The sequence below is a fragment of the Umezawaea tangerina genome (assembly GCF_003002815.1).
Classification (GTDB): domain Bacteria; phylum Actinomycetota; class Actinomycetes; order Mycobacteriales; family Pseudonocardiaceae; genus Umezawaea; species Umezawaea tangerina.
On the sequence record NZ_PVTF01000006.1, the window covers coordinates 219,926 to 243,943 of the forward strand.

Sequence of the window (24,018 nt, forward strand, 5' to 3'; positions counted from 1 at the left end):
AAGTCGCCGATCCGGGTGCACACCGGGATCCTTCCGCCGGAACCCGACACAATGTTGACCATGAAGAGGGAATCCGTCGTCCTCGACGACGTGGACCGGGGCCTGCTGCACGCGCTGGACGTCGACGGCCGGGCGTCGTTCGCGCGCATCGGCGAGGTCCTCGGCGTCTCGGACCGCACGGTGGCCCGCCGCTACGCCCGGATGCGCGAGACCGGGCTGGTCCGCCTCGTCGGGGATGTCAACGCCGTCCGGTTCGGCGGCTCCGAGTGGGTCATCCGGGTGCAGTGCAAGCCGGGGTCGGCCGTGGAGGTCGCGACCGCGCTGGCCCGCCGCGAGGACACCCGGTGGGTGCACCTGCTCTCCGGCGGCACGGAGATCTGCGCGAGCCTGCGCTCGTGGACGCTCGAGGAGCGCGACGAGCTGATCCTGCAGCGGTTGCAGCGCACCGCCCCCGTCGTGTCGGTGACCGCGCACAGCGTGCTGCACGTCTTCGGCCAGGACCGCCCCGACCTCGACGGCCGGGGCACCCTGGACGACGAGCAGGTCGCGGCCCTGCGGCCCGCGCGCGGGAACGCCGACCACGTCACCCTCACCGACGACGACCGCCCGCTGGTCAAGGCGCTGGCCGCGGACGGCCGCGCCACCTACCAGGTGCTGGCCGCCGCGACCGGCTGGTCGGAGTCCACCGTCGCCCGCCGCGTCGACGCCCTGCGCGCCGCCGGGCTGCTCTACATCGACGTGGACGTCGACCTCGCCCTCATCGGCTACCGCACGGACGCCCGCCTGTGGGTGTCCGTGCCTCCCGCCCACCTCGCCGAGACCGGTGCCGCGCTCACCGCGCACCCCGAGGTCGCCTTCTGCGCCGCGACGACCGGTCCGACGAACCTGCTGGTCTCCGCCGTGTGCCGGGACGGCAAGGACCTCTACCGCTACCTCACCCAACGGCTCGGCTCGCTGCCGCACGTGCGCGGCGTCGAGACCGCGCCGGTCATCCGGACGATCAAGCGCGCGGGCCCGTACACCTGACCGTCCACTCCGGACCGGAGGTCAGGGCACCGTGACGACGATCCGGCCGCGGACGTGACCGGTCGCGCTGGCCGCCTGCGCTGCTCCCGCCTCGGCGAGCGGGAAGGTCCGCGTGACCGGGAGGGTCATCCGGCCCGCCTCCGCGAGCCGGGCGCCCTCGCGCAGCGCGGGGACCTTCTCCCGGTGGAAGCCCATGGAGAACCGGACGCCCAGGTCGGCCGCGCCGACGTCGGCGATGGACACCACCCGCTCCGCGCCGCCGGTCAGCTCGACGAGCTCGGGGAGGACACCGGAGCCCGCGAGGTCGAACGCGAAGTCCACACCGCCCGGAGCCAGGTCCCGCACCCGCTCGACGAGTCCGGGGCCGTAGGTGACCGGGACGGCCCCGAGCGAGGCGACGTAGTCCTGGTTGGCCGGACCGGCGACCCCGATGACGGTGGCGCCGCGGTCGACCGCGAACTGGACGGCGACCGTGCCGACACCACCCGCCGCGCCGTTGAGCAGGATGGTGTGACCGCCGCCGACCCCCTCGTCGTCGAGCAGGCGCAGTGCCGTCTCGAACGGGGTCGGGCAGCCCGCCGCCTCCTCGAACGACACCTTGTCCGGCTTGGCCGTCCACGACGTGAGGACCGCGTGCTCCGCGTAGGTCTCCTCACCGGACCCGAACACGGCGTCGCCGATCCGCACGTCGACCACGCCCTCGCCGACCTCGTCCACGATCCCCGCGGCGTCGCCGCCGATCCCCGCGGGCAGCGCCAACGGCCGCAGGTGCTGCATGTGACCCGCCCGGATCCGCCACTCCAGGGCGTTGACGCCCGCGGCGCGCACGGCGACGCGGACCTGCCCCGGACCGGCGTGCGGCGCCTCGACGTCGACGAGGTCGAGGACCTCCGGGCCGCCGTACCGGGTGAACCGCACTGCCTTCATGATCTCCCCTTGCGTCGTGTCGGTGTTCGACCCAAGGTTGGCCGTTCTTCGCCGTTCCGCGAACCTGTCGCCGGCCCCACGCGGGAATCCGACATCCAAGGGGACCCGATGAGGGAAACCGTCAAAGCGGAGAGCCCGCGGCACGGGTGCCGCGGGCCCTGCGCTCACCAGGTGACGGGCAGCGCCCGCAGGCCGTAGACGATCTTCTCCGCCGTGTAGGCCAGCTCCGCCGCGGGCACCGCGGACCGCAGCCCCGGCAGCCGCCGGAACAACGTCTCCAGCGCGATCCGCAGCTCGACCCGCGCCAGCGCCTGGCCGAGGCACAGGTGCGTGCCGTGGCCGAACGCCACGTGCCGCTTGGCGTCGCGCGACACGTCCAGGTCGCGGGCGTCCAGGCCGAACAGCTCGGGCTCGCGGTTGGCCGTGGACAGCATGCAGATCAGGCCTTCACCCGCCCGCACCGGGGTTCCGCCCACCTCGACGTCCTCCGTGGCGACCCTGGCCAGTCCCAGGTGGACCAGCGTCAGGTAGCGCAGCAGCTCCTCGACCGCCTGCCGCGTGGCGGCCGGGCTCGCCAGCATCCGGGCGACCTGGTCGGGTCGTTCCAGCAGGGTCCGCACGGCCATCGCGGTCTGGTTGGCCGTCGTCTCGTGCCCGGTGACCAGGAGCATGAACCCCATCGACGCCGTCTCGGCCGGGGTCAGGTCCTCCCGCGCCACCAGCCTGCTCAGGATGTCGTCACCCGGCTCGGCGCGCTTGCGCTCGGCGAGCCCGGCCAGGTAGGTCATCAGCTCCCGGTGCGCCGCCGACGCCTGCTCCGCCGTGATCGTGTTGTCCAGCAGGGTGGCGCTCAACGACTGGAAGAGGTCGTGGTCGTCGAACGGCACCCCGAGCAGCAGGCAGATGACCAGCGACGGGATCGGCTGGGCGAAGTCGGCGACCAGGTCCGCGGGCGCGCCGCGCTCCACCATCCGGTCGATGGTCCGGTCGACGACCCGCTGGATGTCCGGCCCCAGCTCCTCGACCCGCTTCACCAGGAAGTCCCGGCTGACCATCCGCCGGAGCCGGGCGTGCTCGGGGTCGTCCATCCGGATGAAGCTCGGGTTCGCCGTCGCCAGCTCGCGCTGCGTCGGCGACAGGAACGGGAACCCCGGCCGCCGGGCGTCCGCGCTGAACCGCTGGTCGGCGAGCACGGCGCGGACCTCGTGGTACCCGGTGACCAGCCAGCACGACGACCCGTCGGGCAGCACCGCCCTGCCGACCACCCCGCTCTCGGCGGCCCGCTGGTAGGCGGGCGGCGGGTCGAACGGGCACGTGCCGTACGCGGCGGGCAGTGCCGTGACCCCTTCGGTGATCACGTCGTTCCTCCCACGGGCGTGCGCAGGGCGCGCAACGCCATGCCCGCGGTCGCGCACTGGCCGACGACCATCAGCAGCTCGACGACCCGCGGCTCGTCGAGCACGGCGGACAGCCGGTCCCAGACGTCGTCGGACAGGTCGGCGTCCGCGACCAGCTCGTCCACCGCCTCCAGCACCGCGCGGTCGGCGGCCGACCACAGGTGGTCGGCGACGGGGCCACCCACCGCGGCGGTCTCGGCGCCGGTCAGCCCGGTCAGCGGGGCGGCGTGCTCGGCGTGCCGGGCCCACACGTAGGCGGACCCGAGCCGGTGCGAGGTGCGCAGCACCGCCAGCTCCCGCGTCCGCGCGGGCAGCAGCCCGTCGTGGGTGAGCAGCCGGACCAGCCCGAGCCACGCGTAGGCCAGCGGCGGGTGGTGCGCAAGCGTGCCGAACAGGTTCTCCCGGCCCTCCCCGTCGGCCCGCGAGCCCTCCAGCACGTCCTGGAGCGGTCGCGGCCACAGGGTTCGCGGCACGGGGGCGAGCCGGGTCACCACTCGCACACCACCACTCCGACGCTGGCCCCGCTGGCGTAGCCGAACAGCCCCACCAGGTCGCCCTTGCGCAGCCTGCCGCTCTCCAGCGCGAGGGCGAGCTGGAGCGGGATGGTGTTCGTGGCGACGTTGCCGTGGTCGGCGAACGTGGGCAGCACCTGCTCCGCCGTCACGCCCGCCCACTCGCAGGCGAGCCGGGTGAACGCCACCGACGGCTGGTGCACGCAGGCGAGGTCGAGGTCACCGGGCTTGACGCCGATCTCGACCATGGCGCCCCGGATCCGCTCCGCCATGCCGTCGAACGACGCCACGAGCTTGGCGGAGTCGATCCGCAGGTGCCCCAGGGTGCGGTGGTTCGCGTACGGGTTGGGCAGCGTCGCGGCCTCCCAGCCCCACGAGTTCGCGAAGAACCGCGACCCCAGGATCCCCGGCCGGTCGCGGGCCTCCACCAGGACGGCGGAGCCCATGTCGCCGGTGCTCAGGCTCGGCAACGCGGTCAGGACGTCCTTCGGGTCCTCCAGCGCGCGGCGGGTCTCCCGCGTGCTGACCTCGGCCGACACGACGAGCACCCGGCGGTACCGACCGGCCCGGATGAAGGCGTCGGCGACCTCGATCCCGTTGAGCACGCCGTTGCAGGCGTTCTTCAGGTCGAACACCGGCGCGCGGACGCCGAGCTTGTCGGCGACGACGTGCGCGGTGGCGGGCTCCTCCATGTCGGCGAGGATCCCGCTGTAGATCAGCAGGTCCACGTCCAGCGGGTCGGTCCCGTGCTGGTCGAGCAGCGTCCGCGCCGCGCGGGCGGCGAGGTCCGACGGCTGGTCCTCCGCCGCGGCCACGGTGCGTTCGAGGAGGCCGTACATGTGGTGCAGGACGCCGCGGGACAGGGCGACGTCGGGGTTGTCCGCGCGGAACCGGTCCTCGGCCTCGGCGACGGACTGGCGTCCGGCGGGAACGTGGACGGCGGCGTGCGCGATGGCGCTGTGCACGGTCACGAAGCCCTCCCGGCGGTGAAGACCAGCACGACGTTGTGCCCGCCGAAGCCGAACGAGTGGCTCGCGGCGACCCGGACCGCCTGGCGGCGTTCCGCTCCGATGACGCAGTCGAGCGGGAAGGCCGTCGACGCCAGGTTCGCGATCGGCGGCACGACGCCGTGCCGCAGGGTCAGGGCCGTGAGGGCGGCCTCGATCGCGCCCGCCGCGCCGAGGGTGTGGCCGAGCACGCCCTTCGCGGACGTCACGCTCGGGCCGTGCGGCAGCACGCGGGCGATGACAGCCGCCTCGACCTCGTCGTTCTTCGGCGTCGAGGTGCCGTGCGCGTTGACGTGGTCGACGTCCGAGGGGGCGAGGCCCGCGTCGGCCAGCGCCGTGCGCAGCGCCGCCTCCGCTCCCCGGCCGTCGGGGGCGGGCGCGGTCGGGTGGTGGGCGTCCGACGTCTGGCCCACGCCCACGAGGTCCGCGTACGAGCGCCGCCCGCGCGCCTCGGCGTCCTCGGCTCGCTCCAGGACGAGCACCCCCGACCCCTCGGCGATGACGAACCCGTCGCGGTCGGCGGCGAACGGGCGGGACGCGGACGCCGGGTCGTCGCGCCTGCCGGACAGGGCGCCCAGCTGGTGGAACCCGGTGGTGACCACCGGTGTGACGGCGGCGTCGGTGCCGCCCGCGACGGCGATGTCGCAGGTGCCCGCGAGCAGCAGGTCCCTGGCCACGGCGACGGCGGTCGCGCCGGACGCGCAGGCCGTCTCGGTGGCCATCGACGGACCGCGCGCGCCGAGGTCCAGCGACACCTCGCCCGCGGCCGTGTTGGAGATCAGCTGCGGCACCAGCAGTGCCGACACCCGTTCGGGGCCGGACTGGTGCAGGCGCAGGGTCTGCTCCTCGAGGTGCGCGACCCCGGCGAGCCCGGACCCGATGACCACCGCGACCCGCGTCCCGTCCCACGTGGCCGGGTCGAGCCCGGCGTCGGCGACGGCTTCGCGGGCGGCCGCGACGGCCAGTCGCGCGAACCGCGGCATCCGCCAGGACTTGCGCCCGATCCGCGCGGCCGGGTCGGCGGACTCGGGGACGCGGCAGGAGAAGTCGACCGGCATCCCCTTCAGCTGGGTGTCGCGGTGGGCGGTGGCGAGACCGCGCCGGACGCCCTCCCAGGTCGTGGCGCCGTCGCCGCCGGCCGGGGTGATCATCCCCAGGCCGGTGACGGCGATCGCGCGCGAGGTCGCCGTCACTGGACCGGGGCTGTGGCGCGCTTGGCGGCGAGGGTCGCGGTGAGCTGCGCGACCGTCGTGTCCTTGGTCGCCTCGTGGTCCTCGATCCTCGCCCCGACGTCCTCCTGGAGCGCGAGGGCGAGCTCGGCCAGTGCCAGGGAGTCGATGTCCAGCTCGTCCATCGTGGACTCGGGGGTGATCTCCCGCTCCGGGACGTTGAACCTGGTGGTCAGCAGGTCGAGCAGGACGGCATCGGTCGAGGACATGGTCTTCTCCTGCGGTTCGGCGGCGTGGCGGATCACCGGCACGCACCGTGACGATCTGGTAGATCAACAGTCACGGTGTGTGCCGGTGGTGCGGGAGATTACCTGTTTGATCTTCGTTCCCCGACCGATGGGCGACCCGCCTCGACCGCACTTCTGCGGACGTTTGCGCAGTTCACCGGCCATTCCGGCCGAAGTGGGGCAACCGACTACGCACTATCCGCCGGCAACGCGGTCACCATCGGGCGAAATCAGTACCCGGCCAGGTGACCCCTCGTCGTCAGGCGGACGGCAGGTCGGGCCACACCATGGCGACCGACCCCCAGGTGAACCCGCCGCCGAACGCGGTCAGCAGCACCCGTTCCCCGGCGTGCACCTCGCCCCGCTCGACGGCGTGGGCGAGCGCGAGCGGGATGGACGCGGCGCCGGTGTTCCCGACCCGTTCGATGTTGCTCACGATCCGGTCGTCCGGGATGGACAGCCTGGTCCCGACGGCGCTGAGGATGCGGGCGTTGGCCTGGTGGGCGACGACGCGCTGGACGTCCTCGACGGCCCACCCCGCGGTCTTGAGCACCGCGAGCGACGACTCGGTCATCCGGGTCACGGCGTGCTGGAACACCTCGCGCCCGCTCATCCGGAAGTACCGGTCGACGGGCTCGTACCGACCGGGTTCGGCCCGGTCGCGCGCCCCGCCCGCGGGCACGGTGATCAGGTCGTGGCCCTCGCCGTCGCTGCCGAGGTCGAACGCCAGCAGGCTGCCGGGCTCACCGGGCTCGCCCGCGCGCAGCACCACCGCTCCCGCCCCGTCGGCGAACACGACACCCGCGCCGCGGTCGTCCGGGGAGACAAGCGTCGAGTAGACGTCGGCGGCGACCAGCAGCACCCGCTCGGCCAGCCCTCCCGCGATCATCCCGGCGGCCGTGGCCAGGCCGTAGACGAACCCGCTGCACACCGCGGACACGTCGAACGCCGCCACCGACCCCAGGCCCAGCCTGGAGGCGAGGACCGGTGCCATCGCGGGCATCGGGTGGTCCGGCGTGGAGGTCGCGACGAGCACCGTGTCCACGAGCGGCGAGCCCGCCATGGCCAGCGCTCCCCGAGCGGCCTCCAGGGCGAGGTCACCGGTCGACGTGCCCTCGTCGACCCAGTGCCGGGTGCCGATCCCGGTGCGCCTGCGGACCCACGTGTCGTCGGTCTGCCAGTGCGCGGGCAGCTCGTCGTTGGCGACGACCCTCGGCGGCACCCAGCCCGCGACTCCTTCGAGCACGGGCACCCGACGGACCCCGGACAAGCGGCGTTCGATCAACGCACGGCCTCTTTCTCAAGCCTCCCACCGGAGACGTGGGTAACGGAGAGTACACGAACGGTCACCCGACCCCAAGCCCGCCTCCCGGTGGGGCGGCGGTGGAGCGGCCGTCCGGTGAGCACCGGCGGCGCCACGCACCTCGCCCGGATCCGGTAGGACCAGCCGAGGGGTCAGCTCCGCCCCACCAGCCAGTCGAAGACCCGACCGACGCGGTCCAGGACCGACACGTGCCCGTCCTGCGGGCTCAACCACAGCTCACCGTGCGGGCGGACCGCGTCCGCCATCCACTCGCCGTGCTCGCTGGGCACCATCCGGTCGCGGACGCCGTGCACCAGCAGCGTCGGCACGGCGATCCGCGCGGGGTCGAAACCCCAGGGCGCCACCAGCGCCAGGTCGTCGTCGACCAGTCCGCCCAGCCCCGCCTCCATCGCGGCTTCGGCGTTCGCACCCAACGAGGCCCACGGGCCTTCCAGCGCGGCGAAGTCGGCGGGCGTGAACACCTCCGGGTCGAACTCCGCCGACGCCAGGTGCTCCTCCAGCACCGCCCGCCCCGCCATCGCCGCCCGCAGCTCCGCCTCCCCGCCGGGCGCCATGTGCGCGAACCAGTCGAGCCCGTCGGCCGACACCGGCGCGGGCCCGGACAGGCTCGCCACCGCGGACACCCGTCCCGGCAGCAGGACCCCGCACGCCAAGGCGTGCGGCCCACCACCGGAGTGCCCGGCCACCGCGAACCGCTCCAGCCCGAGCGCGTCCGCGATCGCCCCCACGTCCGCCGCGGCCGCCCCGATGTCCCGCCCCACCAGGGCGGTCGACCCGCCGTACCCCGGCCGGTCGTAGCCCACCAACCGGATCCCCCGCCGGAAAGCCGCCTCCAGCAACGGATCCAGCAGATCACCGGTCTGCGGCGACCCGTGGAGCCAGAACACCGGCACCCCACCGCCCCCGCCGTCATGCACCCGCACCACACGCCCATCGGGCAGCTCGAGATCCACCCGCCGACCCTACGACCAAACCCGCTCCACAGGGCGGCGAGACGACCCCGCCCGACACCCCGACGACGGGCACCTGCCCTCCCCGGCTCACCTGGCGCACTCCTGCCACGGGGAGATCCACACCCGACTATGACCCTTGTCACAACCCTCGGAGCGCTATACGGTGACCCCGTCCCGTTCGACTGAAACGTTTCAAAAACACCCTGCTCCACCCGGTCACGTCCCTGCGCGGCCGGTCGGGAACGGTTCCCACGACGGAGGAAACCGCGATGAGATCGCTTCTGGTGGGGGCTTGCGCCGCACTGGCCGTCCTGCTGGCCGTGCCGCTGCTGGACCCGACCCCGGTGCTGGCGGACCGAGGCGCCGACCGGAGCGCCGGCGGGCGCGGCTCCAGGGCGTTGGACGTCGGCGGGCTGACGGTCGAGCACCAGGTGGACCCGCTCGGGGTCGACGCGGCCAGCCCGCGGTTCGGGTGGGAGCTCGGGTCGGACGTGGCGGGGGCGCGGCAGTCGGCCTACCAGGTGCAGGTGTCGTCGGCGCCGGACCGGGCCGGTGACGTGTGGGACAGCGGGCGGGTGGTGTCGGGGAAGTCGTTCGACGTCCCGTACGCCGGGCCCGGTCTGCGGTCGCGCGCCCGGTACTACTGGCGCGCGCGGGTCTGGGACGCGAGCCAGCGGGCGTCGCAGTGGAGCACCGGGGCGTGGTTCGAGACCGCGTTCCTGAACGGGGACTTCCGCGGTGACTGGATCGGCGCGCGGGCGGAGCGCGCCACGACGGTGCTGCAGGGCGCGAGCTGGATCTGGTACCCGCAGGGCAACCCGGCGGACTCCGCGCCGGTCGGCACCCGGTACTTCCGGCGGGCGTTCGACCTGCCGTCGGGCGCGCGGGTCACGTCGGCGCGGTTCCAGCTCACCGCCGACGACAGCTTCACCCTGCACGTCAACGGCCGGAACGCCGCGAGCTCGCCGCAGGTGGCCGACTCGTGGCGGTCGGCGGTGGACGTCGACCTCACGGCCGACCTGCGGGCGGGCCGCAACGTCCTCGCGGTCCAGGCCGCCAACGCGCAGCCAGGGCCGTCGGGTCTGGTCGGCAGGCTCCACGTCGAGCTCGCCGGGGCGTCCCCGGTCGACGTCGTCACCGACGCCACCTGGAAGTCCTCCGACGTGGAGGCGGCGGGCTGGCAGCAGCCGGGCTTCGACGACTCGGCGTGGCCCGCGGCGCTGGTGGCCGCCGCCTACGGCTCCGGCCCGTGGGGCAGCTCGGTCTCGACCGCGACGCCGGCGGAACCGCTGCTGCGCAAGGACTTCACCGCGACCAAGCGGGTGGGCTCGGCTCGGGCCTACGTCATCGGCCTCGGCTACTACAAGCTCTACCTCAACGGAAAGCGGGTCGGCGACCACGAGCTCGACCCGGCGTTCACCGTCTACGACAAGACGGACCTCTACGCGACCTACGACGTGACCAAGGAGCTGCGGTCCGGGGCGAACGCGCTCGGCGTGAGCCTGGGGCGCGGCTACTACGCCATGACGAACCCGGACGAGTGGGTGAGCTCGCCGTGGCACGGCGAGCCGAAGCTCAAGCTGGAGCTGGACATCACCTACACCGACGGCACGACCGCGCAGGTCCTCAGCGACCCGAGCTGGAAGATCGCCGACGGGCCCACCACGTCGGAGTCGTTGTGGTTCGGCGAGACCTACGACGCCCGGCGCGAGCAGCCCGGCTGGAACCGGACCGGGTTCGACGACTCCGGATGGCGACCCGCGCTCGTCGTCCCCGCACCCGCCGGGAAGCTGACCGCGCAGTCCTTCCCGCCGATCAAGGTGACCGACTCCTTGACCGCCAAGAAGGTCACCACCCCCACCACCGGGACGACGGTCCACGACTACGGCAGCCCGACCGCGGGCTGGGCCGGTGTCGCGCTGCGCGGACCCGCGGGCGCGCAGGTGACGATCACCTACGGCGAGAAGCTGAACGACGACGGCACCGTAAACAACGTCGGCGGTTTCGGCATGCAGCTGCAGAAGTACACCTACGTCCTGAAGGGCGGCGGGACCGAGTCGTTCACGCCGAGCTACTCCTACGCCGGGTTCCAGTACGTCCAGGTGACCGCGTCCGCCGGCGTCACGATCAGCTCGGTCACCGCGCAGCGCGTGCACACCGCGGTCGCCAAGACCGGCGACTTCACCAGCTCGGACGACCTGCTCAACCGCTACCACGCCGCGCAGGCGAACACGATCCTGAACAACCTGCACTCGGTGCCCACCGACACCCCGATGTACGAGAAGCGGCCCTACACCGCCGACGGCTTCCTGGCCGCCGACTCCGCCATCGCCGGCTTCGACATGCGCGACTTCTACGAGAACTGGATGCGCGCGCACCGCGACGACCAGGCGCCGTCGGGCAACATCGGCCAGACCGTGCCCGGCACCGTGGGCGCCAAGGAGGTCGTCGACCCGATCTGGTCGGCCAGCCTCGTCCTCGTCACCTGGGACCTGTACTGGTACTACGGCGACATCCGGCCGCTGGAGGAGAACTACGCGGCGATGAAGTCGTGGCTGGGGTTCTTCGAGGCCAACATCGCGAAGACCGGCTACACCTACGCGGGCGGCAGCTACGCCGACTGGCTCTCCCCCGGCTACGCGATGCCCCCGGAGGGACCGCGGCTCGCGGGCACCGCCTACATCCACAAGACCACCACGACGATGGCGGCGATCGCCCGCGCCCTCGGGCGGACCGACGACGCCGCGCGCTACGACCAGCTCGCCACCACGATCGCCACCGCCTTCAACGCCAAGTTCTACGACGCGGCGAAGGGCGCGTACTTCGACGACCCGGCGGCGGGCTACCGGCAGACGTCCAACCTGCTGCCGCTGAGCCTCGGCCTCGTGCGGGAGGCCGACCGGGCCACCGTGGTGGCGAACCTCGTGAAGGACGTCGACGCCCGCGGCGCGCACCTGAACACCGGCGCGCTCGGCACGAAGCTCATCCTCCCGGTGCTCACCGACACCGGGAACTCCGACCTGGCCTACCGGCTCGCGACGAACCCGACGTACCCCGGCTGGGGCTACTGGTTCCAGTCGCTGGGCGCCACGACCATGTGGGAGGAGTGGCCCGCCGGGTCGCGGTCGCGGCAGCACGCCTTCATGGGCACCGTCGACGACTGGCTCTTCCAGGACGTCGCGGGCATCCGGCCCGCGGCACCTGGCTACACCAAGGTCCGGATCCAGCCCTCCCCCGTCGGCGACCTGAAGCGCGCGTCGGCCGAGGTGACGTCCCCGCTCGGCAAGGTGCGCTCGTCGTGGACCCGCGACCGGACCCGCCTCACCCTGAAGGTCACCATCCCGGTCGGTGCGAGCGGAGAAGTCCTCGTGCCGGTGGGCAAGGGGGCCAAGGTGGACGCTCCGGCGGGCGCGAAGCTCCAGACCACAAAGGACGGTTACGCCAGCTACCAGGTCGGTTCGGGCACCTACGAGTTCCGCGCGGGCTAGGACGACCGGCCCCTTGTCCACTGTGGACAAGGGGCCGACCCGTGCCCTCAGTCGCCTTCGATGACGCGGGTGACCCGCCTGCTGATCTCCTTCAGCTCCCGCTGCTGCGCCTTGGGCAGGACGTCGAACACCAGCCGCTGCACCTCGTCGACGTGCCCCGGCGCCGTGGCGACGACCTTCTCCCACCCCGTGTCGGTCAACGCCGCCAACGTGTACCGGCCGTCGGCCGGGTCTGGCGCGCGGCGCACCCAGTCCTGCTTCTCCAGCTTGGCGACGACCTGGGACAGCCGCGGCAGCGACGCCTCCGCCTCCGCGGCCAGCTCGCTCATCCGCATCGTCCGCTCCGGCGCCGTCGACAGCGTCGACAGCACCAGGTAGTCGAAGTGGCTGATCCCGGCGTCGCGGCGCATCTGGGTGTCGAGCGCGCTGGGCAGCCGGAGGATCAGCCCGACGAGCGCGCGCCAGGTGTCCTGCTGCTCGTCGGTCAGCCAACGCGGTTCCACCGCCCGAGCCTAGCCCGACCCCGGCGTGACGCGGCTCCCAGTTCAGTTAAACCTTCAAGCGTGTTAGCTTCAGTTAAAGGTTTAACTCAGAGAGGACCGCCATGACCCTGTTCCGCCTGGACGCCAGCATCCGCCCGGAAGGCTCGGCCACCCGCGAGATCGGTGACGTCGTCGAGCAGGAGTGGCTCGCGGCCCACCCCGGCGACCCGGTCGAGCGGCGCCACATCGGTGTCGACGTCCTGCCCGCCGACGCGTGGGCCGCGGCGGTCGACGCGAGCTTCACGCCCGAGGCCGAGCACACGCCCGCGCACCGGCGGGCCGCGGCGCTGGCCGCCGCGCTGGTGGACGAGCTGCTGGCCGCGGACGTGCTGCTGTTCGCCGTGCCGCTGTACAACTACGGCGTCTCCCAGCACTTCAAGACCTACAGCGACCTGGTCTGGACCGACCCCCGCGCGCACGGGAGGCAGTTCCTCGAAGGCAGGAAGACCGTGCTGGTCACGGCTCGCGGCGGCGCGTACGGCGAAGGCACGCCGCGGGCGGGCTGGGACCACGCGACACCGTTCATGCGCCGCACCCTCGCCGACGTGTGGGGCGCGGACCTGACCGTGATCGAACGCGAGTTCACGCTGGTGGGCGTGAAGCCGGCGTTCGCCGACTTCGCCGACCTGGCCGCGGCGATGCACGCCGAGGCGCTCTCGACAGCGCGGGAGGTGGGCAAGGCGCTCGGCGCGCTGTAGGTCGCGGTGACCACGACACGGCGGGCCTGGGTCGGCCGGCTGCGACCGCGGGGTGAGGTCGACGTCGACCGGGCGGCGTGTCCCCGCGAGATCGTCGAGGACGCCGTCGCCCGCGTCGGCACCGACCCCGTGCGCTGGGCGATCGAGCTGAGCGCCGCCGTCGTGCGGCGGATCGTCGACGAGGTGCCCGCGCTCGGCGGCAGCCCGGCCGCGGTCGCGATGCTCGGCCGGGGCAACGAGGCGACCACCCTGCGGGCGTTGTCCGCACTGGTCGAAGGCCCGGTCCCACCGCCGGGCGAGGCGACGTTGGAGAGCATCCGCGAGCTCGTGCACCGGGCCGTGCCGCTGGAGCAGGTGCTGCGGGGTGTCCGGGTAGGACACGCGGCGACGACCGAGGAGTTCCTGCTGGCCTGCGCCGAACTGGTCGAGCCGGAGGGGGCGGTCGACGAGGTCACGGCCGTCTCCCGCGAGCTGTTCTCCTACGTCAACGACCTCTCCGACACCATGGTCCGCACCTACCTGGTGGAGCACGAGGTGTGGAGCACCAGCGCCGCCGCGGCGCGCGCCGACACCGTGCGCTCCCTGCTGGGCGGTGCCGCGGCGGACGTCGGCGAGGCGTCCCGCGTCCTCGGTTACGACCTGCGGCGGACTCACCAGGCGGTGGTGGTGTGGTCGGAGTCGCCGGACAGCGGGTCGGCGGTGCAGGCCGCGGCGCTCCGGGCGCGCGGGGCCACCACGACGCTGGTCGTCCCCGTGGCCTCGGGACGGTCGTGGGCGTGGGGCACCGTACCGCCGGACGACGCCGGGGCCGGGGAGGGCGTCGGGTCGTGGGAGGGCGTCGCGGAAGTGCTGTCGCGGCACCACGTCCAGGCGGCCTTCGGGACTCCGGTGGCCGAGGTCACGGGATTCCGCCAGTCTCACCGCGAGGCCGAACGCGCGGAACGGGTCGAGCGGCTGCGGCGCGAGGCGGGACGGGTGCCGCGGCCCGCGACCGCCTACGCCGACGTCGCGACCATCGCCTTGCTGGCCGACGACCTCGACGCGGCGGGCGAGTTCGTGCGGCGAGAGCTCGGCGGGCTCGCCGCCCGCGGCGCGGCGATGGAGGCGTTGCGCACCACGCTGCACCACTACATCGGCGCCGAGCGCAGCCTCGTGGAAGTCGCCCGCCGCCTGCACGTGGCCAGGGGAACCGTGACCTACCGGGTGAACCGGGCCCAGGAGGTGCTGGGCCACGGCATCGACGACCGCCGCTTCGCCCTGCACGCCGCGCTGGCGCTCGCCGAGGAATTGGGCGACGCGGTCATCCTGCCGCGGTGAACGCGAACCGGGGTGGCAGCTCAACGGAGGGCCGGAATCCTGGTCCCGCGGACCAAGCGGCCTCGTGGGGAACGGGAGTTGACTCCGGTCGTCGGACCCGGAACACCAGGAGGCGCACGATGATCGACCGCGAGACCTTCGTCGAGCTGATGAGCGGGGTGTGCGCGCCGGTCACCGTGGTGACGGCCACGACCGCCGACGGCCGACCGCACGGCAGCACCGTGTCGAGCTTCGCCTCGCTCTCCCTCGACCCCCCGCTGGTGAGCTTCGCCCTGGACCGCGCTTCGGGTCTGCTGGCGCACCTCCAGCCCGGTGACCGCGTGGGGGTCAACATCCTCGGCGCGCACCAGCAGGAGCTCGCCTCGACGTTCGCCCGCCGCCACCGGGGACCGGGCCTGAAGTTCGACGGCGTCACCTGGACCGTGCGCGCCGGACTGCCGCACCTGCCCGAGTCCGCGGGCTGGACGGCGGGACGCGTCGAGCGCCACGTGGACGCCGGTGACCACGTCTTGCTCGTCGTGCAGGTCGAGGAGGCCGAGCCGACCTCGACTCCCCCGCTGGTCTACGCCCGCCGGGTCTTCGGCACGCACGCTCCCCTCGCCGTCGCGAGCTGACCTTTCCCCCGCACGCCACCACATCGGAGTGACGATGAGCATCATCATGGACGCCCCCAGCACCACCGCCGCCGCGCGCACGCTGCGGGCCGACCTCGTCGAGCGCGCCGCCAAGCTCCGCCCGTTGCTGGCGGACAACGCCGACGCGACCGACCGCGACCGCGCCGTGCCCGCGGAGAACATCGACGCCCTGGCCGGAGCGGGCCTGCTCTCGTTGACGCGGCCCGCCCGCCACGGCGGCCTGCAGACCGATTTCCGCACCCTGCTGGAGGTCAGCCGCGAGATCGCCCGCGCCTGCGGCTCCACCTCGTGGGTGGCCACGCTGCTCAACGCCAGCGCGTGGTTCGTCGGCCTGTTCCCCGCTTTGGCCCAGGACGACGTCTGGGCCGGGACCCCCGACGCCCGGATCGCCGGTGTCGTAACGCCTTCCGGTACCACACGCCTGGTCGAGGGCGGTTACCGGGTGAGCGGGCGCTGGGCCCCGGCCTCCGGCTGCGCGCACGCCGACTGGGCGGTGCTCGGGGTCGTCCGGCCGGACGCGGAGGGCACGGCGGACGCCGTCGGCATCGTGCTCGCGCCGATGGCGGAGCTGGTCGTCGAGGACACCTGGTTCGTGACGGGCATGCGCGGGACCGCGTCGAACACGCTCGTCGGCGAGGACGTCTTCGTTCCGGCGCACCGGTTCCTGTCCGTCCCCGACGCCGTGGAGGGCCGCTGCCGCACGCCGTTCACCGACGAGGCCCTCTACCGGGCACCGTTCGTGCCCGTCGCCGCGATCACGCTGACCGGCCCTCAGCTCGGGCTGGCCGCGGCCGCTGTCGACGTCCTGGCGGAGAAGGCGCCGCGACGGGCGTTGACCATGACCCACTACGCCACCCAAGCCGAAGCTCCCACCATCCAGATCGCCGCCGCGAACGCCGCGTCGCTGGCGGACTCCGCGCAGCTGCACGCCTACCGCGCGGCCGCCGACATCGACGAGGCCGCGCTGGTCGGGGTGTTCCCCGACTACGACGCCAGGGCGCGGATGCGGATGGACGCCGGGATGGCGGTGGTCCACGCGCGCGAGGCGGTGCGGATCGTGTGCTCGGCGCAAGGTGCCTCGACCTTCGGCGAGGCCAACCCGTTGCAGCGCGTCTGGCGCGACATCGAGACCGGCAGCAGGCACGCGGTGCTCAACCCCGAGGTGGCCGCCGAGATCTACGGGAAGTCGCTGTTCGGCATCCGCGGCACGGTGTCCGCGCTGGTCTAGCGCGCTGCCCGGTCAGGTTTTCCCTCTCACGAAAGGGGTCGACGATGACCATCGCGGGGTCACCCGTCTTCGACGTCGTCGCGCAGCGCGAGCCGGACCAGGTCTCCGCCGGTGGCAGCCGGACGTGGTCGTTGCGCGGCAGGAACTTCGTGGTCGCGGTCACCGAGCTCGAAGCGGGTGACCGCCTCACCGAGCACGACCTGCCCGACGAGCACGTGCTGCTCGTCCAGGACGACGTCGGGGTGGACGTGGACCACGGCGGTGTCGTCCACGTGTCCGAGCCCGCGCTCGTCGTCGTGCCCGCGGGCACCAGCGCCGTGCAGGCGGCGGCGCCGACCACGGTGGTACGGGTGTTCACCTCCCGCTGCGCCGAGCAGGTGCGGCGGGCGGTCAACCACGCCGCCGGGATCGACCCGCGGGCCGCGCCGCTCCCGGATCCCGTCCAGGCGGTCGACGGGATCCGGGTGCACCGGCTGAGCGACGTCCCCGACGAGGAAGGGCGACTCGGCCGGATCTTCCGGACGGCGTCGCTGATGGTGAACTGGTTCCCGGTGCACGACGGGCCGCGCGACACCGAACGGCTCTCGCCGCACGCCCACGGGGACTTCGAGCAGATGTCGGTGACCCTAGTCGGGACCTACGCCCACCACCTCCGGGTCCCGTGGACACCGCGGATGAGCGAGTGGCGCGACGACCGGCACGTCGAGGTCGGCAGTCCCTCGATGACGCTGATCCCGCCGACCGTCGTGCACACGACCCGTGCCGTGGGCGCGGGCCCGCACACGCTCGTCGACGTCTTCGCCCCACCCCGCCAGGACTTCCTCGCCAACGGCTGGGTCCTCAACGCCGCCGACTACCGGGAGACCCCGCTGTGACAACGCGTCCCTTCCCCCGGCTCGGGGCCTGGGTCAAGCTCCCCGCGCCGGAGAGCGTCGAACTGCTGGCACTGGCCGGGTTCGACTTCGTCGTGGTCGACCTCGAGCACGGCGCGATCGACACCCGCACCACGTCGACCATGATCGCGCTGGCCCGCGGCTGCGGGCTCACCCCGTTCGTCCGGGTCGCCGGGACGACCGCCCGTGACGTCCAGGTCCCGCTCGACGCGGGCGCGGCGGGCCTGTTCGTCCCGCAGGTGGACAACGCCGCCGCGGCACGGGAAGCCGTGCGGGTGACGCGCTTCCCACCGCTCGGACGACGTGGGGCCAGCACGTCCGGACGGGCGGGTCGGTGGGGGCTCGCCGAGCTCGCCGACCACGTGCGGTCCGGCAACGACGAGGTCCGCCTGGTGGTCCAGGTCGAGAGCGCCGGTGCCCTGTCCTCGATGGCCGAGATCGGCGAGGTCCCCGGCGTGGACGCGGTCTTCATCGACCCGACCGATCTCGCGGTCTCCGGCGGGCTGCCCGAGAACGGCCTGGCGGAGCTGGTCGCGGCGGCCGAACGGCGTTGCGCCGACCACCACATCACTTTGGGGACAACAGCATCCGGCGACGCACCGGACCTGCTCGGCCGCGGGTACGACTTCCTCGTCCTGGGCGCCGACACCACGATGCTGCGCCAAGGCGCCCGTGCACTGGTCGACGGTGCGACGGCGGTGGGGCGATGACCACCCACCTCTCGGCGCTGGTGACCGCGCTGTGGTTCGAGATCGACCACCGCGGTGGCGCCGCGGCCTCCGGCTTCTTCACCGCCGACGCCGAGCTGACGTTCTCGCGCCGGACCTTCCGCGGCACCGCGGAGATCGACGGCGTCTACCGCGACCGGGCCGCACGGGGGCCGCGGGTCTCGCGCCACCTGATGTCGAACTTCCACGTCCTGCGCCGGGAACCGGACCTCGTGGAGGCCGTGTCCGCCCTCGTGCTCTACGCGCGGGACGGCGAACCTCCCGTCCCCACAACGGTTCCCGTTCTGGTCGCCGACGTGTTCGACCGCTTCGTCCTGGTCGACAGCCCCAACGGGGAGGAACCCCGGTGGCTCATCGCCTCCCGGCGGATCGAGAACCGCTTCCTCCTGCCCGGCGACGTCCTGGCCGTTCCCACCGAGTGAGGAAACCCATGTCCCAGCAGCGAAACGCGGAAGACCTCCCCCTGCCGACCACGCGCGGCTCCCTGCCGATCGTCGACTCCCACCTGTACGACGACCTGCTCCCGCCCGAAGCCGCGTTCGAGCTGACCGCGGGCCTGCGCCGCCATCGGGACCCCTACGTGGGCATCACCGAGGACGGCACCCCGCGCCGAGGTCTCTACCGCCTCGACGGTCCGGGAACCTCCCCGAGGTCCGCCGTCCCGAAGGCCACGGCCTACCTCGACGCGCTGGCGCCGCACCGGAAGGTGGTCGGTGCCCTGCCGATGGACGCGCCGGAGTGGCGGCTGTGGACCAACGCGATCCCGACGTGGCACCCGAAGGGCCTGCGCCTGGACCGGCTCGCCCAGGCCGACCGCGACCGCGCACTGGCCGTCGTCGAGGCGAGCCTCAGCCCGGCGGGCTACGCCCAGGTGCGAGCGGCGATGGCGCTCAACGCGAACCTGGGGGAGCTGATCGACGACTACCGGGACACCCTCACGGAGTTCGCCTACTGGTTCACCGTCTTCGGGACCCCGTCGGCGGACTCGCCGTGGGGCTGGCAGCTGATGGGCCACCACGTGGACCTGCACTGCGTCTTCGTCGGCGGGCAGGTCGTGCTCGCCCCGGTGTTCCTCGGCGCCGAGCCGACGACCGGGACCGGCCGCTACGCGGGTGTCGAGGCGTTCGGCGACGAGACCGAGGTCGCCTTGGCGCTGCGCCGCACCTTGTCCGCCGACCGCGAGGACGAGTTCCTGCTGGGGTCGTCGTTGCGGGCGGAGGACCTCCCGCCCGAGCTCGCGGGCCCGTGGAACGGTCGGCACCTCGCGGGCGCGGGCGCCGACAACCTCGTCCTGCCGCCGGAGGGGATCGTCGCGGCGAGCCTGCCGCCCGACCAGCGCGACGGGCTGGTGGAGCTGATCCGGGTCTACCTCGACCGCATGCCGGCACCGCAGGCCGACCGCACGTTGGCGCTGGTCCGCGAGCACTTCGCCGAGACGCGCTTCGCCTGGCGCGGCGGGCACGACGACGAGTGCGCCTTCTACTACCGGATCCACTCCCCCGTGCTGCTGGTCGAGTACGACAACCACCCCGGCGTCTTCCTCACCAACCCCGAGCCCGCCCGCTTCCACGTGCACACCATCGTTCGGGCGCCCAACGGCAACGACTACGGCCGTGACCTGCTCGCCCAGCACTACCGGGCCCACCACGGAGGATGAGCCGCTGCCTGCCCGACCCGTCGCGGAGGGCCGCGCACTCCACCTAGATCACGCCGGGGGTCTTGTGGTCGATGTCGTGCGGACCGGGCCATCACGACGTCCGACCTCGCCCACAGGGCGGCGCACTCCTCGCCGCGCGGGAGCCGACCCCGGTGCTGCCGACCCAGGGGTCGACAGCATCTGGCTCGCCGTCGCCGACAGGACGATCTTCTCTCCATGAGCTCGTTCTCCCCTGGAGGTCGGATGACGGACAACGCGGCACCGGCGGACCGGTCCCGACGCACCTTGCTGAAGACGGCCGCGCTGGGCGGCACCGCGGCCGCCGCGGGCCTGGCACTGCCTGCCACGGCAAGGGCTTCCGCCCCGACGACCGCCGTCGACACGTCGCACGCCTCCCCGGAGGTCGTGCGGGTGCTCTCCGCCTACTTCCGGGACAAGAGCGCCGCCGACGTCGAGGCCACGATGGCGCACTTCGCCAAGCGGCCGGTCACCTACGTCGACGCGGTCGTGGGGTGGCCGTTCTCCACCTGGCAGGAACTGCACGACCTGTTCGCGCGGTACATGCCGACCTGGCCCGCGGGCGCTAGGTCCTACCCCACCCGGATCGTCGGGGACGCGACCGGCGCGATCGTGCACTTCACCGACGACGCCGGGCTGTTCGGCCCGTCCGAGATCCGGGCGGTCGGCGTGGTGGACCTCACCCGCGGCAGGATCACCCGCTGGGTCGACTACTGGGACGGCAGGCACTTCGGCATTTCCGACCGCGACGCGCTGAAGGTCCCCGACGACCGGTTCCCGACCGACTTCAAGGAGTCCACGGTCGGCGAGAACGCGGCCGCCCGGACCAGGCGGGTGGCGGCGGAGCTGAACCGGGCCTTCGCCGCCGACGACTCCGCGGCGGCCTCGGCGCTGTTCACGCCGGACGCCTCGTTCACCGACCTGGTGTCGCACGTCCACGTCGTCGGCCGGCGCCACATCGGGTCGTTCCTGGCCGGGGCCCGCGGCCTGCTGCCCTACACCGGCTCCGGCGCACGGGTGCGGCACGTCGTGGGCTCGAACACCGGCGGCGGGTACGAGTGGACCGCGTCCGGCGCGGTGCCCCGTGGCGTCAACACCCTGGAGCTCGACGACGCCGGCCGGATCACCTCCTTCACGGCGATGTGGGACGGCGCCGAGGTCGAGGACGACCGGCTCCTGCGGCTCGCGGCCGCCGCGGTCGAGCGGTGACGGGGTGGCCGCGGTCCGCCACGACCATCAGGGCCGGACGACCGTCAGCTCCAGGCCGAGCAGGTCCGCGACCGCGGCCAGTTCCGCGACCCGGTGCCCCGTCCCCAACGCCCAGTGGTGGCCGACCCCGGAGGCCGACCAGGCGTCGGTCCACTCACCGGGGTCGCGGCCGAAGTCCACCCTCGACGTCGTGTTGCCGATCCGCAGCAGCGGACCGGGGACGACGGTGCCCTCCGACGCGACCATCGTGAACGTGCCGTCGCGGTCCTGGCCGAGCCCGAACGCCGTGACCGGGCCGTGGGTGACGTCGAACTCGACCGACACGCCCCAGCCCCGCTTGCCGTGCAGGACGTCCAGCCCGCGCAGCAACGGCTTCCCGGCGCTGATGGCCAGGTGCGCGGGCCCGTCGTGGCCCATCTCCACGACGCCGTCCCGGAAGTTCAGCGCCTGGAACTCGGTGAACGAGCCGCCCGCGCCGAGCCGGTCCATCACCAGCATCGCCAACGAGGTGCGCAGCTCGTACTCGCCGCAGGCCGGGACACCGCGCGCGGTCAGCAGCGAGGAACCCAGGATCAGGCCCGCGCCGACGCGCTCGTGCACCTCCCCGTCGAGGCCGCGGTGGTAGTAGGCGAGGGAGTCCAGCGAGAAGTCCTCGACCAGCCGGTCGAGCGCGACCGACACCCTGGCCGCCCAGTCCAGGTCCTCGGCCACCACCGAGGAGTCCAGGGTGAACACCTCGCGGGCCAGCGCGGCGCGGGCCCCGGCCTCGGCGTCGGTGACCCGCTCGACCCTGACCCGCACGTCGTCGACCTCCAGGACCTCGACGTGCCCGCCGAGCTGGGCGCTCACCAGGGTCGAGTCGGTGGCGACGTCCATCATGCCGGGGTAGAGGTGGCCGAGCAGCCCGTGCCTGCCGTGGCGCAGCGCGGCCCGCACCCCGGCGGCCTTGACCCACCGCCCGATCCGCGTCCACGCCCGTTCGTCGGCCAGGTAGCCAGACACCGAGCGGAACTCGACGCCGCAGCGCCGGAACGCGTTGGCCATCTCGGGCAGCGGGCACGCGCCGCAGTAGGCGAGCCAGGCGCCGGTGTCGAAGGTGGCGTGGTCCATCACCTCACTGGGCTGCAGGTTGACCAGCAGCACCGGGGAACCGGAGCGCTGGGCGACCGGCACCAGCATCGACGCGGTCAGGTACGTGGTGAGGAAGCCGACGATCAGGTCGCAGTCGGCGACGCGCAGGCGTTCGGCGGCCGCGGCACCGTCGCGTTCGTCGGAGATGAAGCCGACGTCGACGACCTCGCAGTCCAGCCCGCCGAGCCGGGCGGACACCTCGTCCGCCGAACGGCGCAGCTGGGGCAGCAGCTCGGGGAACTGCGGCCAGTAGGCGCCGAGCCCACCGGAGACCAGCCCGACGCGGGTCCTGCGGGTGGTGACCCGGTCGAGCCCTGCTGGAACCTGGAGCGTGCCGGTCACGACAAGTCCTTTCACCGTGGGGAGTTCAGTGGTCGCGGTCGGGTGCCGCGGCGCGCCGTCCCAGCTGCTCGTCCAGGTTGAACACCTCGGCGAGCAGCCGGAACCCCTCGTCCGGCGGCGCGCCTTCCAGGTCGACGAAGTACTGCCCCATCTCGGCCTGCCACCGGCGGTTCACGTCGGTGGCCGCCATCGCCGCTTGGGCGTCGGCCAGCGAGTCGGCCTCGACGTAGCCGACCAGCAGGCCGTCCTCGTCCAGGAAGAGGGAGTAGTTGCGCCACCCGGTGTCGCGCAGGGCATCGAGCATGTCCGGCCACACCTCCCGGTGCCGTCGCCGGTACTCGGCCAGGCGGTCCGGCCGGACCTGCAACCGGAAGCAGTAACGAGGCATCGGCACTCCTAGCGCGTCGGCCGCCCCCGCGGCGGGGTCAGAAGTCGAACCGGTCGATGTTGGCGCTGTCGAAGACGGTCGGCGGGCCGAGGACGATCTCGCCGCGCTCCCCGACGGTGTACTCGCCGAGCTTGCCCGCCGTGAACCTCTCGCCCTTGGCGCCGGTGATCCGCCCGGACTCCAGCGCCACGCCCGCCTGCGCGGCGAGGTAGCCGATGTCGGCCGGGTTCCACAGCGCGAACCGGGCCACCGTGCCGTTCTTGACGAACTCGCGCATCTGGTTCGGCGTGCCGAGCCCGGTCAGCGCGACCTTGCCCTTGAAGCTCGACGAGCCGATGTAGCGCGCCGCCGCCGAGATGCCGACCGTCGTCGGCGACACGATCACCTTGAGGTTCGGGTACGACAGCAGGAGCCCCTGGGTCTCCTGGAACGACTTGAGGTCGTCGTCGTTGCCGTAGGCGATCTTCACCAGCTCCAGCCCGGCGTTCTCCGGCTTGGCCAGGTCGGCCTTCACCACGTCGATCCACGCGTTCTGGTTGGTGGCGTTGGGCGTCGCGGACAGGATCGCGATCTCCCCCGACCCGCCCGCGAGCTCCGAGGCCATCTCCACGAGCTTGTCGCCGACGCCCTGGGTGGTGGCCTGGTTGATGAACACGTCACGGCACTCCGCCGCCGCGTCGGAGTCGAACCCGACGACCTTGACGCCCTCGGAGCGCGCCCGCTGGAGCGACGGGCACACGGCGTTCGGGTCGTTCGCGGCGATGGCGATGACGTCCTGCCGCTGCTGGACCAGCGTGTTGATGTAGCTCACCTGGGAGGAGGCGCTGGCGTCGTTGGGGCCGACGAGCTTGTACTCGCCCTTGAGCTCCTCCAGCGCCGCCTGCCCGCCCGCGGTCTCGATGTCGGAGTACGGGTTGTTCAGCTGCTTGGGCAGGAAGGCCATCTTGACGCCCTCCTTGAGCGGTGCGTCCGGCCGTGCCGACCCGGACGCGGCGCCCGTCGACGTGGTGCCGCCGCTGTTCTTCGACGTGCCGCCGCACGCGGTCAGCCCGACGGCCAGCACGGCGGTGACGGCCGCGACGAGGACTCGGCTGGTGGAGGTTCGGGACATCGTTGTCGCCTCTCTCGGTGTCCGGTTGCCG

General features: G+C 73.2%; 23 protein-coding genes. 11 read left to right on the forward strand and 12 right to left on the reverse strand.

What is annotated here, in order from left to right; genetic code table 11:
• The first annotated feature begins 60 nt into the window (after positions 1 to 60).
• Complete coding sequence (locus CLV43_RS21300; protein ID WP_106189333.1) at positions 61 to 1,026, forward strand: Lrp/AsnC family transcriptional regulator; 966 nt, start codon at positions 61 to 63, stop codon at positions 1,024 to 1,026.
• 21 nt (positions 1,027 to 1,047) lie between these two features.
• Here CLV43_RS21300 and CLV43_RS21305 read toward each other — a convergent pair whose 3' ends face one another.
• The 8 genes from CLV43_RS21305 to CLV43_RS21340 all read right to left on the reverse strand — a co-directional run bounded on the left by CLV43_RS21305 (position 1,048) and on the right by CLV43_RS21340 (position 8,602).
• Positions 1,048 to 1,953, reverse strand: a complete 906-nt coding sequence (locus CLV43_RS21305) for an NADP-dependent oxidoreductase (RefSeq protein WP_106189005.1) — start codon at positions 1,951 to 1,953, stop codon at positions 1,048 to 1,050.
• Positions 1,954 to 2,117: 164 nt separating this feature from the next.
• Complete coding sequence (locus CLV43_RS21310) at positions 2,118 to 3,311, reverse strand: cytochrome P450 (RefSeq protein WP_106189006.1); 1,194 nt, start codon at positions 3,309 to 3,311, stop codon at positions 2,118 to 2,120.
• Entirely contained in the window at positions 3,308 to 3,841 is a 534-nt protein-coding gene (locus CLV43_RS21315; protein ID WP_170155945.1) for a carboxymuconolactone decarboxylase family protein, read from the reverse strand. Before CLV43_RS21315 ends, CLV43_RS21310 begins: the two co-directional genes overlap by 4 nt.
• Positions 3,838 to 4,833 carry a 3-oxoacyl-ACP synthase III family protein gene (locus tag CLV43_RS21320; protein WP_106189008.1) on the reverse strand — a complete coding sequence of 332 codons (996 nt, stop codon included), beginning with the start codon at positions 4,831 to 4,833 and terminating at the stop codon, positions 3,838 to 3,840. Before CLV43_RS21320 ends, CLV43_RS21315 begins: the two co-directional genes overlap by 4 nt.
• Positions 4,830 to 6,062 carry a beta-ketoacyl-[acyl-carrier-protein] synthase family protein gene (locus tag CLV43_RS21325; RefSeq protein ID WP_106189009.1) on the reverse strand — a complete coding sequence of 411 codons (1,233 nt, stop codon included), beginning with the start codon at positions 6,060 to 6,062 and terminating at the stop codon, positions 4,830 to 4,832. The genes CLV43_RS21320 and CLV43_RS21325 overlap by 4 nt, the downstream gene beginning before the upstream one ends.
• A complete protein-coding gene (locus tag CLV43_RS21330) occupies positions 6,059 to 6,307 on the reverse strand; it encodes a phosphopantetheine-binding protein (RefSeq protein ID WP_106189334.1) in 249 nt (82 codons plus the stop codon). Before CLV43_RS21330 ends, CLV43_RS21325 begins: the two co-directional genes overlap by 4 nt.
• A 277-nt stretch (positions 6,308 to 6,584) precedes the next feature.
• A complete protein-coding gene (locus tag CLV43_RS21335; RefSeq protein WP_342749801.1) occupies positions 6,585 to 7,577 on the reverse strand; it encodes a beta-ketoacyl-ACP synthase III in 993 nt (330 codons plus the stop codon).
• Positions 7,578 to 7,780: 203 nt separating this feature from the next.
• The gene (locus CLV43_RS21340; protein ID WP_106189010.1) at positions 7,781 to 8,602 is read right to left on the reverse strand and encodes an alpha/beta fold hydrolase; all 822 of its coding nucleotides are present in this window, start codon (positions 8,600 to 8,602) and stop codon (positions 7,781 to 7,783) included.
• A 269-nt stretch (positions 8,603 to 8,871) separates the two neighbouring features.
• On the opposite strand from CLV43_RS21340, the gene CLV43_RS21345 reads away from it, so the two are divergent.
• A complete protein-coding gene (locus tag CLV43_RS21345) occupies positions 8,872 to 12,090 on the forward strand; it encodes a family 78 glycoside hydrolase catalytic domain (protein WP_106189011.1) in 3,219 nt (1,072 codons plus the stop codon).
• Between the two features lie 47 nt (positions 12,091 to 12,137).
• Here the strand turns inward: CLV43_RS21345 and CLV43_RS21350 are convergent, their stop codons facing one another.
• Positions 12,138 to 12,593 (reverse strand): MarR family winged helix-turn-helix transcriptional regulator, encoded by a 456-nt coding sequence (locus tag CLV43_RS21350; protein ID WP_245886761.1) that lies wholly within the window; start codon positions 12,591 to 12,593, stop codon positions 12,138 to 12,140.
• Between the two features lie 101 nt (positions 12,594 to 12,694).
• On the opposite strand from CLV43_RS21350, the gene CLV43_RS21355 reads away from it, so the two are divergent.
• The 9 genes from CLV43_RS21355 to CLV43_RS21390 all read left to right on the forward strand — a co-directional run bounded on the left by CLV43_RS21355 (position 12,695) and on the right by CLV43_RS21390 (position 21,015).
• Positions 12,695 to 13,330 (forward strand): NAD(P)H-dependent oxidoreductase, encoded by a 636-nt coding sequence (locus CLV43_RS21355; protein ID WP_106189012.1) that lies wholly within the window; start codon positions 12,695 to 12,697, stop codon positions 13,328 to 13,330.
• A 6-nt stretch (positions 13,331 to 13,336) separates the two neighbouring features.
• A complete protein-coding gene (locus tag CLV43_RS21360; protein WP_106189013.1) occupies positions 13,337 to 14,647 on the forward strand; it encodes a PucR family transcriptional regulator in 1,311 nt (436 codons plus the stop codon).
• Positions 14,648 to 14,766: 119 nt separating this feature from the next.
• Entirely contained in the window at positions 14,767 to 15,261 is a 495-nt protein-coding gene (locus CLV43_RS21365; protein WP_106189014.1) for a flavin reductase family protein, read from the forward strand.
• Positions 15,262 to 15,295: 34 nt separating this feature from the next.
• Positions 15,296 to 16,510 (forward strand): acyl-CoA dehydrogenase family protein, encoded by a 1,215-nt coding sequence (locus CLV43_RS21370; RefSeq protein WP_106189337.1) that lies wholly within the window; start codon positions 15,296 to 15,298, stop codon positions 16,508 to 16,510.
• A gap of 44 nt (positions 16,511 to 16,554) precedes the next feature.
• Positions 16,555 to 17,385, forward strand: coding sequence for a cupin domain-containing protein (locus tag CLV43_RS47875; protein WP_170155946.1), 831 nt, complete (start codon positions 16,555 to 16,557; stop codon positions 17,383 to 17,385).
• On the forward strand, positions 17,382 to 18,113 hold the full coding sequence (locus CLV43_RS21375; RefSeq protein ID WP_170155947.1) for an HpcH/HpaI aldolase family protein: 732 nt from the start codon (positions 17,382 to 17,384) through the stop codon (positions 18,111 to 18,113). Before CLV43_RS47875 ends, CLV43_RS21375 begins: the two co-directional genes overlap by 4 nt.
• Positions 18,110 to 18,553 carry a nuclear transport factor 2 family protein gene (locus CLV43_RS21380; protein ID WP_106189016.1) on the forward strand — a complete coding sequence of 148 codons (444 nt, stop codon included), beginning with the start codon at positions 18,110 to 18,112 and terminating at the stop codon, positions 18,551 to 18,553. Before CLV43_RS21375 ends, CLV43_RS21380 begins: the two co-directional genes overlap by 4 nt.
• An 8-nt stretch (positions 18,554 to 18,561) precedes the next feature.
• Positions 18,562 to 19,788: a DUF3500 domain-containing protein gene (locus CLV43_RS21385; protein WP_106189017.1), complete on the forward strand. Its 1,227-nt coding sequence runs from the start codon at positions 18,562 to 18,564 to the stop codon at positions 19,786 to 19,788.
• Positions 19,789 to 20,031: 243 nt separating this feature from the next.
• Positions 20,032 to 21,015 (forward strand): nuclear transport factor 2-like protein, encoded by a 984-nt coding sequence (locus tag CLV43_RS21390; RefSeq protein WP_106189018.1) that lies wholly within the window; start codon positions 20,032 to 20,034, stop codon positions 21,013 to 21,015.
• Positions 21,016 to 21,042: 27 nt separating this feature from the next.
• On the opposite strand, the gene CLV43_RS21395 is transcribed toward CLV43_RS21390, so the two are convergent.
• Genes CLV43_RS21395 through rhaS form a run of 3 tightly spaced genes read right to left on the reverse strand, consistent with a single transcriptional unit; the run spans position 21,043 to position 23,987 of the window.
• Entirely contained in the window at positions 21,043 to 22,488 is a 1,446-nt protein-coding gene (locus tag CLV43_RS21395) for an L-fucose/L-arabinose isomerase family protein (RefSeq protein ID WP_106189019.1), read from the reverse strand.
• Positions 22,489 to 22,513: 25 nt separating this feature from the next.
• A complete protein-coding gene (locus tag CLV43_RS21400; RefSeq protein ID WP_106189020.1) occupies positions 22,514 to 22,876 on the reverse strand; it encodes an L-rhamnose mutarotase in 363 nt (120 codons plus the stop codon).
• 37 nt (positions 22,877 to 22,913) lie between these two features.
• Positions 22,914 to 23,987: a rhamnose ABC transporter substrate-binding protein gene (rhaS, locus tag CLV43_RS21405; RefSeq protein ID WP_106189021.1), complete on the reverse strand. Its 1,074-nt coding sequence runs from the start codon at positions 23,985 to 23,987 to the stop codon at positions 22,914 to 22,916.
• Positions 23,988 to 24,018: the final 31 nt, after the last annotated feature.